This is a genomic window from Limnohabitans sp., assembly GCF_038134685.1.
Classification (GTDB): domain Bacteria; phylum Pseudomonadota; class Gammaproteobacteria; order Burkholderiales; family Burkholderiaceae_C; genus Limnohabitans_A.
Window position 1 is genome coordinate 70,882 of record NZ_JAYPVP010000011.1, and the last position, 10,232, is coordinate 81,113.

General features: G+C 60.1%; 10 protein-coding genes and 1 pseudogene. 10 read left to right on the forward strand and 1 reads right to left on the reverse strand.

Annotated elements, in window-relative coordinates; genetic code table 11:
- Window positions 1-52: 52 nt before the first annotated feature.
- Genes AAFM15_RS06665 through rng form a run of 9 tightly spaced genes read left to right on the forward strand, consistent with a single transcriptional unit; the run spans window position 53 to window position 7,490 of the window.
- On the forward strand, window positions 53-778 hold the full coding sequence (locus AAFM15_RS06665; protein WP_341685925.1) for a YebC/PmpR family DNA-binding transcriptional regulator: 726 nt from the start codon (window positions 53-55) through the stop codon (window positions 776-778).
- A gap of 13 nt (window positions 779-791) precedes the next feature.
- Entirely contained in the window at window positions 792-2,072 is a 1,281-nt protein-coding gene (gene purD / locus AAFM15_RS06670; RefSeq protein ID WP_341685926.1) for a phosphoribosylamine--glycine ligase, read from the forward strand.
- Window positions 2,056-2,712: a 1-acyl-sn-glycerol-3-phosphate acyltransferase gene (locus tag AAFM15_RS06675; protein WP_341685927.1), complete on the forward strand. Its 657-nt coding sequence runs from the start codon at window positions 2,056-2,058 to the stop codon at window positions 2,710-2,712. The genes purD and AAFM15_RS06675 overlap by 17 nt, the downstream gene beginning before the upstream one ends.
- Window positions 2,709-3,632 (forward strand): oxygen-dependent coproporphyrinogen oxidase, encoded by a 924-nt coding sequence (hemF, locus tag AAFM15_RS06680; protein WP_341685928.1) that lies wholly within the window; start codon window positions 2,709-2,711, stop codon window positions 3,630-3,632. The genes AAFM15_RS06675 and hemF overlap by 4 nt, the downstream gene beginning before the upstream one ends.
- The gene (gene nadD, locus AAFM15_RS06685) at window positions 3,629-4,261 is read left to right on the forward strand and encodes a nicotinate (nicotinamide) nucleotide adenylyltransferase (RefSeq protein WP_341685929.1); all 633 of its coding nucleotides are present in this window, start codon (window positions 3,629-3,631) and stop codon (window positions 4,259-4,261) included. Before hemF ends, nadD begins: the two co-directional genes overlap by 4 nt.
- Window positions 4,258-4,926: a ribosome silencing factor gene (gene rsfS / locus AAFM15_RS06690; RefSeq protein ID WP_341685930.1), complete on the forward strand. Its 669-nt coding sequence runs from the start codon at window positions 4,258-4,260 to the stop codon at window positions 4,924-4,926. The genes nadD and rsfS overlap by 4 nt, the downstream gene beginning before the upstream one ends.
- 6 nt (window positions 4,927-4,932) lie before the next feature.
- Window positions 4,933-5,400, forward strand: coding sequence for a 23S rRNA (pseudouridine(1915)-N(3))-methyltransferase RlmH (gene rlmH / locus AAFM15_RS06695; protein ID WP_341685931.1), 468 nt, complete (start codon window positions 4,933-4,935; stop codon window positions 5,398-5,400).
- Between the two features lie 4 nt (window positions 5,401-5,404).
- Entirely contained in the window at window positions 5,405-5,998 is a 594-nt protein-coding gene (locus AAFM15_RS06700) for a Maf family protein (RefSeq protein ID WP_341685932.1), read from the forward strand.
- A 16-nt stretch (window positions 5,999-6,014) separates the two neighbouring features.
- Window positions 6,015-7,490 (forward strand): ribonuclease G, encoded by a 1,476-nt coding sequence (gene rng / locus AAFM15_RS06705; protein WP_341685933.1) that lies wholly within the window; start codon window positions 6,015-6,017, stop codon window positions 7,488-7,490.
- A 9-nt stretch (window positions 7,491-7,499) separates the two neighbouring features.
- On the opposite strand, the gene msbA is transcribed toward rng, so the two are convergent.
- Window positions 7,500-9,293: a lipid A export permease/ATP-binding protein MsbA gene (msbA, locus tag AAFM15_RS06710; RefSeq protein ID WP_341685934.1), complete on the reverse strand. Its 1,794-nt coding sequence runs from the start codon at window positions 9,291-9,293 to the stop codon at window positions 7,500-7,502.
- A gap of 150 nt (window positions 9,294-9,443) precedes the next feature.
- Between msbA and AAFM15_RS06715 the strand changes: the two are divergent.
- Window positions 9,444-10,232, forward strand: a pseudogene (locus tag AAFM15_RS06715) (Tol-Pal system protein TolB); the annotation flags it as partial.

Below are 10,232 nucleotides of genomic sequence, written 5' to 3' on the forward strand. Positions count from 1 at the left end.
GGGAAAGTAAAATCGCAGGTAATAGATTAAACCAAGGTACAAGGATTTCAGTATGGCTGGCCACAGCAAATGGGCAAATATTCAGCATCGCAAAGGGCGTCAGGATGAAAAGCGTGGTCGCGTCTGGACCCGCATCATCCGTGAGATCATGGTGGCCGCGCGTACCGGCGGTGGTGACCTGACGGCCAACCCCCGTTTGCGTCTGGCAGTGGACAAGGCCAAAGCGGCCAACATGCCGGCCGACAACATCAAGCGCAACATCGACAAAGCCACCGGCAACCTCGAAGGCGTGAGCTACGAGGAAATCCGCTACGAGGGCTATGGCATCGGTGGTGCCGCCATCATTGTGGACACCATGACCGACAACCGCGTGCGCACGGTGGCTGAGGTTCGTCACGCGTTTTCCAAGCACGGCGGCAATATGGGCACCGAGGGTTCGGTGGCTTTCCAGTTCAAGAACTGCGGGCAGCTGATTTTTGCGCCCGGAACCAGTGAAGACAAGGTCATGGAAGTGGCCCTGGAAGCGGGTGCAGAGGATGTGATTGCCGACGAGGAGGGCGCCATCGAGGTGCTGACTGCGCCGGGCGACTTTGAAGCCGTGAAAAACGCTCTTGAGGCCGCAGGCTTGGTGGCCGAGGTGGCTGAGGTGACCATGCGGCCCGAAAACACAGTGGCCGTCACTGGCGACGATGCCGTCAAGATGCAAAAACTGCTGGATGCCCTGGAAGACCTGGATGACGTGCAAAACGTGTTCCACAACGCCGAAATTGACGCATAAGGAACGCAATTAAATGAAAGTATTGGTTGTAGGCGGCGGTGGCCGCGAACATGCGCTGGCCTGGAAATTGGCCCAGTCTCAAAAGGTGCAGCAAGTCTATGTGGCGCCCGGCAATGGCGGTACCGCACGCGACAAAAACCTGGTCAATGTGCCTATTTCTGATGTGGTGCAACTGCGCGAATGGGCGCAGGCCAACCAGATTGGCCTGACGGTGGTGGGCCCCGAGGCACCGTTGGCTGCGGGCGTGGTGGACGAGTTCCGTGCCCACGGCATGCGTATTTTTGGCCCGACCAAAGCAGCCGCACAGCTGGAAAGCTCCAAGGCGTTTTCCAAAGCGTTCATGGCGCGGCACGCCATTCCCACGGCCGAGTTTGAAACCTTTACCGACCCGGTGGCGGCGCACGCCTATGTGGATCGCAAAGGTGCACCCATTGTGGTCAAGGCCGATGGTTTGGCCGCTGGCAAAGGCGTGGTGGTGGCCATGACGCTGGCCGAAGCGCACGAAGCGATCGACTTCATGCTGGTGGACAACACCCTGGGCGTGACTCACAACGAAGGCGGCGCCCGCGTTGTGATTGAAGAATTTTTGCAGGGTGAGGAAGCCAGCTTCATCGTGCTGTGCGACGGCAAGAACGTCACTGCGCTGGCCACCAGTCAGGACCACAAACGCCTGCTGGACGCTGATGAAGGCCCCAACACCGGTGGCATGGGCGCGTATTCGCCCGCGCCGGTGGTGACGGCTGATGTGCATGCCCGCGCCATGCGCGAGGTGATCATGCCCACCATCCGTGGCATGGAAAAAGACGGCATTCCCTACACCGGTTTTTTGTACGCCGGCTTGATGATCGATGCGCAAGGCAAGCCCAAGACGCTCGAATTCAACTGCCGCATGGGTGATCCCGAGACGCAACCCATCATGATGCGCCTCAAGTCGGACCTGTTTGACGTGATGATGGCCGCCACCAGCGAAAGTCTGGACAAGATCGAGTTGGAATGGGATCGCCGGGTCGCGCTGGGCGTGGTCTTGGCAGCGGCCGGTTACCCCTTGAACCCGCGCAAGGGCGACGCCATCAGCGGTTTGCCTGCCGATAGCCTGGAGGCCATGGTTTTCCATGCCGGCACGACCGAGCAGGACGGCAAGGTACTGACCTCTGGTGGGCGCGTGCTGTGTGTGACGGCGTTGGGCGATTCGGTGCGTCAGGCGCAGCAAAAGGCCTACGCCGCTGTGGCGGGGGTACAGTTTGACGGTATGCAATACCGCAAAGACATTGGCTACCGTGCCATCAAGCACTGAGGCTTCGGCCTTGCCGGTGACCTTCAAGGGCTCACGCCTGGCCACTGCTTTGCTTCGGCTGTTGGGCTGGAGGCTTGACTTTGCAGGCTTTCCTACGCCCCAGGGCGTGGCTGTGGTCTACCCGCACACCAGCAATTGGGACTTTGTGGTGGGTATGCTGGCCAAGTGGGCGCTGGGCATTCCGGCCAATTACCTCGCCAAGGACTCCTTGTTTCGCATTCCGCTGCTGGGCCGCTGGATGCGTTGGGTGGGGGGGATTGGCATTGAACGCTCTGCTGCGCACGGCCTGGTAGGCCAGATGACCGAGGTGTATTCGCAAGCCAAAGCAACAAACCGCGTGTTGTGGCTGGGTGTGACCCCCGAAGGAACGCGTGGCCTGACGCCAGGCTGGCGCACCGGCTTTTACCAAATGGCGCTTGCTGCGCAGGTGCCACTGGCGCTGGTCAAGTTTGACTGGGGTCGCAAGCGCATCAGCATTGAAGATTTTTTCTGGACCACCGGTGATGTGCAGCGTGACTTCGAACACATTGCGAAGGTCTATGAAGGGGTCCAAGGCTGCCGAGCCCATTTGGCTTGTCCGATCCAGCCCTGGAGTCCGCGGCCCAACGAGGCTCAAACCCGCAAAGGAACAACAGCATGAGCAACCACTCTTTTGACACGGCGCAGGTGCGCCAATACCTGACCGGTCTGCAAGACCGCATCACTCAGGCGGTTGCAGATTTGGACGGTGGCACCTTTGTGTCTGACAGCTGGGAAAAGCCCTCTGGCGAGCGTCTGCAAGGGCAAGGTATCACTCGCATTCTGGAAGGTGGCACCACGTTTGAGCGTGCGGGTTGTGGTTTTTCGCATGTGCGTGGCCCGCAGCTGCCGCCCTCGGCTACACAACACCGTCCGGAACTGGCAGGTGCGCCATTTGAGGCCATGGGTGTGTCGCTGGTGTTTCACCCTCGCAACCCTTATGTGCCTACGGTTCACATGAACGTACGCATGATTGCGGCGCACCCACAAGGCCAGGCGCCTGTGGCGTGGTTTGGTGGCGGCATGGACCTCACGCCCTACTATGGATTTGATGAAGATGCGGTGCATTTTCACCAGACCTGCAAGCAGGCGCTGGAGCCTTTTGGCCCCGAGCTGTACCCGCGTTTCAAGACCTGGTGTGACGACTACTTTTGCAACAAGCACCGTCAGGAGCAGCGCGGCATTGGTGGCGTGTTCTTTGACGACTTTTCCGAGCTGGGCATGCAGCGCAGCTTCGAGATGCTGCAAAGCGTGGGCGATGCATTTTTGCCGGCCTATTTGCCCATCGTGCACAAGCGCGAGGACACCGAGTGGGGCGAGCGGGAGCGTGAATTCCAGCTCTATCGCCGCGGCCGCTATGTCGAGTTCAATCTGGTCTGGGACCGGGGGACGCACTTTGGCCTGCAGTCCGGAGGGCGTGCGGAGTCCATCTTGCTGTCGATGCCGCCTTTGGTCAGTTGGTCGTACCAGCGTGAAGACGCGCCGGGCACACCGGAGGCGCGGCTGATCAGTCACTTTCTGGTGCCCAAGGACTGGGTGTGACTGAGGCGATGCGGCTGGGCGTGTTTGGCGGCGCTTTTGATCCGCCACATGTGGCTCACGTGGCCCTGGCCCGGACGGCCTTGGCCCAGCTGCAGCTGGACCGCTTGCTCATCCTGCCCACAGGGCAGGCCTGGTACAAGCCGCAAAGCCTGTCTCAAGCGCAGCACCGCAGTGCCATGTGTGCGTTAGCCTTTTTGCCTCTGGGCGATCGTGTAGTGATTGACGAGCGGGAAACCCGTAGAACCGGGCCGAGCTACACCATCGATACCTTGCTCGAGTTGAGGGCTGAGCATCCGCAAGCACAGTTGTACTTGCTCATGGGCGATGACCAGTGGCGTTCGCTGCCGAGCTGGCACCGGATCGAGGAATTGGCGCGGCTGGCTATAATCTGCCCCGCACGCCGTGACCCGCAGGTTGCGGCCTGGGGGGGCGCTTCGTCGTCGCCCGGCAGTGATGGCCAAGGGGTGTACGCGCAATTGCAGGTACACCCTTTGAGCATGCCGCTCATGCCGCAATCGGGCACCGATATTCGTCAGCGTGTCCCCGACTCCCAATCTCTGGATGGCGCTGTCAGCCCGACTGTGGCACAGTACATCGAACAACATCATCTCTACAGGTCTGACACATGACAGCAGCTTCCGGCAAAAAAGACGTTCAAAAACTCCAGCGAGCCATCGTCGATGGACTGGAGGATGTCAAAGCGCAGGACATCCAGGTGTTTGACACCGAATCGTTGTCACCTTTGTTCGAGCGGGTGATCGTGGCCTCTGGCACGTCCAACCGTCAGACCAAGGCGCTGTCGGCCAGCGTGCGCGACAAGGTCCGGGAGGCCGGTTTTGACAAGCCCCGCATTGAAGGCGAAGACAACGGCGAATGGATCATCGTGGATTGCGGGATGGCTGTGGTGCACATCATGCAGCCCCTGATTCGTCAGTACTACCATCTCGAAGAAATCTGGGGTGAAAAGCCAGTGCGTCTGAAACTCGGTGCAGCCAAGCCTGTCGTGGCCAAACCCGCTGTCGCCAAGCCTGCATCAAAAGTTGCAGCCAAATCAGGCAAAGCGACGGCCAAAAAAGTGGCTGCCAAAAAGGCTCCAGTGTCCAAGGCTCTCGCCAAGAAGACCACTGGCGCAGCCAAGCCCGCACTGAAGGCCCCGGCCACGAAGTCTGCGCCAACCAAAAAAGTGGTGGGTGCACCCAAGCCCGTCAAAGCTGCAGTCAAGAAAACCACAGCCAAGCCTGCTGCCAAGAAAGCTGTAAGCAAAGCCCCACGGGCCCGCAAAAGCGCTGCCTAAGTTCCGATGAAGCTGCTCTTGGTGGCGGTGGGGCAGCGCATGCCCGATTGGGCCGAGACGGCCTTCCACGATTACGCCAAACGTTTTCCGCCTGAACTCAAAGTAGAGGTCAAGGCCGTCAAAACCGAGCCCCGTGGCTCCAAGACCCTGCAGACCCTGTACGCGGCCGAGCGGCAGCGCATTGAAGCGGCCATACCCCGTGGCACGCGAATTGTGGCTCTGGACGAGCGAGGTACTTCGTTGACCACACAAGCACTGGCCCAGCGCCTCAAGGACTGGCAGCTTTCGGGTGACGATGTGGCCCTGGTCATTGGCGGCCCGGACGGGCTGGCCCCCGAATTCAAGGCAGCGGCGCACGAGCGTGTTCGCCTGTCAGACATGACACTGCCGCACGCCATGGCGCGGGTACTGCTGATTGAGCAGCTCTATCGTGCCTGGTCCATCAACGCCAACCATCCTTACCACCGAGAGTGAACGCATGATTTACCTGGCCTCCCAAAGTCCGCGCCGCAAACAGTTGCTGGAGCAAATCGGGGTGCAGGCCCAGGTGCTCTTGCCCGACCCGGCCTTGGACGCCGAGGCGCTGGAGGTGGTGAAGGGGCGTGAATCGCCTCTGAGCTATGTGCAACGTGTGACCGCGCTCAAGCTGGACGCTGCTGTGCAGCGCCACAAAGCCTTGAAGCTGCCGGCAGGCGTGATCGTGTGCGCCGACACCACGGTGGCTTTGGGGCGCGACATTCTCGGCAAACCCGAAGATGCGCAGGATGCGCAGCGCATGCTGACCCAACTCGCGGGCCAAGCACATCGCGTGTTGACGGCTGTGGCCGTCCAGAAAGGCCGTACGCGTCATGCTGTGGTGTCGCAGTCCTGGGTGCGTGTGGCTCCTATGACGAGCGCGCAAATTCGCGCTTATGTGCAAAGTGGCGAGCCCATGGGCAAAGCGGGTGCTTATGCCATACAGGGCTTGATGGCAGTCAACATCAGCCAGATTCGGGGCAGTTATTCGGGCATCATGGGCCTGCCTTTGCACGAAACGGCCACGCTGCTGCGTGCTGTGGGCGTCAAGGTTTGAGCACGCAGGAGTGAGCATGCAGCAAGACATCTTGGTCAACTGGTCGCCGCAAGAGACGCGTGTGGCCGTGGTGGAGTCCGGCGCGGTGCAGGAGCTGCACATCGAGCGTTCGCTGGAGCGGGGCATTGTGGGTAATGTGTACCTGGGCAAGGTAGCCCGGGTGTTGCCTGGAATGCAGTCGGCATTTATCGACATCGGCTTGGAGCGTGCTGCTTTTCTGCATGTGGCTGATGTCTGGCAGCGTCAGGCCGAAGGCGAGCCACCGTCACAGGCGCGCAGTGGCCAGCCGCTGGTGCCGATTGAAAAGCAGGTGTTCGAGGGACAGTCCCTGATGGTGCAGGTCATCAAGGACCCGATAGGCACCAAGGGCGCACGCCTGTCGACACAGATCAGCATTGCAGGTCGGCATCTGGTGTTTTTGCCGCAGGATGACCATATTGGGGTGTCGCAAAAAATCCCGTTCGAGTTGCGCGATGCTTTGCGTCAACGCGTGCAAGGTCTGGTCGGGCAAGAGGGCGGTGGTTTTATCTTGCGCACCAATGCCGAAGACTCCAGCGATGCCGAGCTGCAGGACGACATTGCTTATTTGCGCAAGACCTGGGCACGCATCAAGGACGCCTCTATTCGTCGCCCGGCTGGCAGCTTGCTGCACCAGGACTTGACCTTGTTGCAGCGCGTGCTGCGCGATATGGTGAGCGAAGCCACACAGTCCATCCGCATTGACTCTGGCGAGCAGCACCAGGCCTTGCTGGCGTTTGCGCAGGAATTCATGCCCAAGGCGGCTGAGCGTTTGCAGCTGTACAAAGGCGAGCGCCCGATTTTTGATCTGTACGCCATCGACGACGAGGTGGCCCGTGCCTTGGGGCGACGGGTGGACCTCAAGTCAGGTGGCTACCTGATCATTGACCAGACCGAGGCCTTGACCACTGTGGACGTGAACACCGGTGGTTATGTAGGGGCGCGCAATTTTGAAGACACGATTTTCAAAACCAACCTGGAAGCCGCGCAAGCCATTGCACGGCAACTGCGCTTGCGCAACCTGGGCGGCATCATCATTGCCGACTTCATTGACATGGGGCGATCCGATCACCAGGAAGCGGTCATGGCCGAGCTGAAAAAACAGCTGGCCCGAGACCGGGTCAAGACCATGGTAGGCGGCTTTTCGCCACTGGGCTTGCTGGAGATGACGCGCAAGCGCACGCGTGAGTCTTTGGCACACATGCTGTGTGAGCCTTGCCCCAGCTGCGAAGGCAAAGGCATTGTCAAAACGCCTCGCTCGGTAGCCTACGATGTGTTGCGCGAGATTTTGCGCGAGGCGCGGCAGTTCAACCCGCGCGAGTTCCGCGTGGTGGCGCACCCGGCGGTGATTGATTTGTTCCTGGACGAAGAAAGCCAGCATCTTGCGGGCCTGTCGGACTTCATCAACAAGCCGATTTCCTTGCAATCTGATGCCGCCTTGGGGCCCGACCGTTACGACATTGTGTTGCTATAAAGCTGGCGCTCAGGCCGCGTTGCTGTCGTCGGGTTGTGCCCACTGTCCCTGCTGGTGTAGACGGGCATAGGCCCCACCTTGCGCCAGCAAGGCAGCGGGCGCACCTTGCTCAACAATGCGCCCACGCTCCATGACCACGACGCGGTCGGCGTGTTCAATGGTGGACAAGCGGTGGGCAATGATCAGGGTGGTGCGCCCAACCATCAGCCGCTGCAAGGCTTCCTGCACGGCGCGCTCGGAAGTGTTGTCCAGTGCCGAAGTGGCTTCGTCCAGAATCAGGATGGGGGCATCCTTGTACAAGGCGCGAGCAATGGCCAGGCGTTGGCGTTGCCCGCCAGAGAGTTGGTTGGCGTTGTGTCCCAGGACCGTGTCCATGCCGGCCGGCAATTGCGAAACATACTCCCACAAATTGGCGGCGCGCAGGGCATGCTCTGCACGTGTGCGATCAGGTGCCTGGCCCAGGCAGACGTTGCTCAAAATGCTTTCATTGAGCATGGTGACATCCTGGCTGACCATGGCCATCTGGGCGCGCAGGCTATCCAGGTTCCAGGCGGATACGTCCACGCCATCGAGTTCAATGCGGCCGCTGCTCGGGTGCAGAAAACGCGGCAGCAGATTGACCAGCGTGGTTTTGCCTGCCCCCGAGGTTCCGACCAGGGCCAGCGTCTCGCCAGGTTGCACCAGTAAATCCACATCGCTCAGGGCAGCGGGGCCGTCTGCGTTGAAGCGCACCTGCACTTGAGAAAACTGCAACTTGCCTTGGGCCCGCTCTGCACGGTGCGTACCTTGGGCTTCGAGAGGGATGTCGCGCAAAAGGTTCATGCCTCGCTCAAGCGCTGCCAGCCCTCGCGTGATTGGTGTGGTGACATCGGCCAGGCGTTTGATGGGGGCTACCAGCATCAGCATGGCGGTAATGAAAGCCACAAAACTGCCTACGGTGTTGTTGCTGCCACCGTCCTGGCTTTGCATCAGGGCGATCATGAGTACCAAGGACAAAGCCAGGGCTGCCATCATTTGCGTGAGTGGCGTCATGGCTGCCGAGGCGGTTGTGGACTTGAGGGCCAGGCGGCGCAGCTGCTTGGCCAGATGTGCAAATCGATCGCGCTGTTGCGTTTGAGCACCGTGCAAGCGGACCATGCGGTGAGCGAGCACGTTTTCTTCAACCACATAAGCCAGATCATCAGTGGCTTGCTGGCTTTCGCGGGTCAGACGGTACAGCCGACGTGAAAGCACGCGCATGATCCAGCTCAGGCCGGGAGCCACGGTGAAGACCAAGAGGGTCAACTTCCAGTTCAGCCAAAACAGATAGCCGATCAAAGCCAGCAGGGTCAGTCCATCACGGCTGAGTCCAATCACGGCCGATACCAGCTGCGCGGCGCCGGTCTGGACTTCATAAACCACGGTATTGGACAGAGCGCTTGCGCTTTGTCGTGAAAACAGGCTCAGATCGGCGCTCAGCATGCGCTCGAAAAGCTGGCCACGCAGCTTTTCCATGCCATCGTTGGTGATTCGCGACAGGCAATACTGGGCCGTGAAGTGAGCCAGTCCGCGCACCGCAAACAGCGCCAGCACGGTGACCGGGATGCTCCACAGAGGCAGTTTTTGACCGTTGAACCCCTTGTCCAGCAGGGGCTGGAAGAGGGCAGGGATCAAGGGCTCGGTGATTGCGGCGACCACCGTTGCTGCAATAGCCAGCGCCCATATGCCCTTTTGCCAACCAAAGTAAGGCGCCAGCTTGAGCATGCGTTGACGGATGCTCGGCTGTTCGACTGCGGCAGCGGATGGGTGAGAGGTGGGTTTCATTTTGGGGCTAATTGTACGTAGCGCCACAGCGAGGGTGTAGGATCACGCACTTGCGTGTGTTTCTCTCTGTAGCAGGGTCGGGTATCCATGAGTCATCGTTCCTTTTTCTTGTTGTTTTTGCGTTGGCTGAGCCTGGTGGGAGCCTTGGGCATGGCCCTGACAGCACAGGCCCAGTTCCGTGTTGAAGTGACCGGTGTGGGCATGACCCGAATTCCAGTGGTTTTGGTGCCTTTGCGTGGTCAATCGGCCGCGCCGCAAAAGATTTCTGAAATTATTCAGGCTGATCTTGAGCGTTCCGGCCAGTTCAAGACGCTGGATTCCGCTGGCAGCCAACTTGACGAACTTGCAGCCCCGGATGCCAATGCCTGGCGCCAACGGGGCGCTGATGCGTTGGTGGCCGGCAGCATGACCTGCCTGGCCGATGGCCGGTATGACATCCGGGCGCGCTTGTGGGATATCGTCACAGGACAGGAAAAGTCTGCATTCAAGGATACCGTGACGCCGGGAGATCTGCGTTTGTCGGCACACCGCATGGCAGACTGGATCTTTCAGCAACTGACGGGCACGCCTGGGGTGTTTGCTACCCGCATCGCTTATGTTGCCAAGTCTGCCGGCCGATACAACCTTTGGGTGGCCGATTCTGACGGCGAAGGGGCCCGTACTGCTCTGACCAGTCCTGAACCTATCATTTCGCCCAGCTGGTCACCCAATGGAGATCAGCTTGCATACGTGTCTTTCGAGTTGCACAAGCCGGTCATTTTTGTCCACGAGCTGTCCACCGGAAAGAGACGTGTGGTGGCCAATTTCAAGGGCTCCAACAGTGCGCCCGGCTGGTCCCCTGACGGGCGCGCTGTGGTCGCTACACTGAGCCGCAGCGGTGGTTCCCAGATTTATCAGATTGCCTTGCAGTGTGGAGAGCCTCGCCGTTTGCAGCAATCC

What these genes read in the sequence shown, in the direction of transcription:
- AAFM15_RS06665 (WP_341685925.1), top strand. Translation starts at nt 53, where the DNA reads ATGGCTGGCCACAGCAAATGGGCAAATATTCAGCATCGCAAAGGGCGT.
- purD (WP_341685926.1), top strand. Translation starts at nt 792, where the DNA reads ATGAAAGTATTGGTTGTAGGCGGCGGTGGCCGCGAACATGCGCTGGCC.
- hemF (WP_341685928.1), top strand. Translation starts at nt 2,709, where the DNA reads ATGAGCAACCACTCTTTTGACACGGCGCAGGTGCGCCAATACCTGACC.
- rsfS (WP_341685930.1), top strand. Translation starts at nt 4,258, where the DNA reads ATGACAGCAGCTTCCGGCAAAAAAGACGTTCAAAAACTCCAGCGAGCC.
- rlmH (WP_341685931.1), top strand. Translation starts at nt 4,933, where the DNA reads ATGAAGCTGCTCTTGGTGGCGGTGGGGCAGCGCATGCCCGATTGGGCC.
- AAFM15_RS06700 (WP_341685932.1), top strand. Translation starts at nt 5,405, where the DNA reads ATGATTTACCTGGCCTCCCAAAGTCCGCGCCGCAAACAGTTGCTGGAG.
- rng (WP_341685933.1), top strand. Translation starts at nt 6,015, where the DNA reads ATGCAGCAAGACATCTTGGTCAACTGGTCGCCGCAAGAGACGCGTGTG.
- msbA (WP_341685934.1), bottom strand. Translation starts at nt 9,293, where the DNA reads ATGAAACCCACCTCTCACCCATCCGCTGCCGCAGTCGAACAGCCGAGC.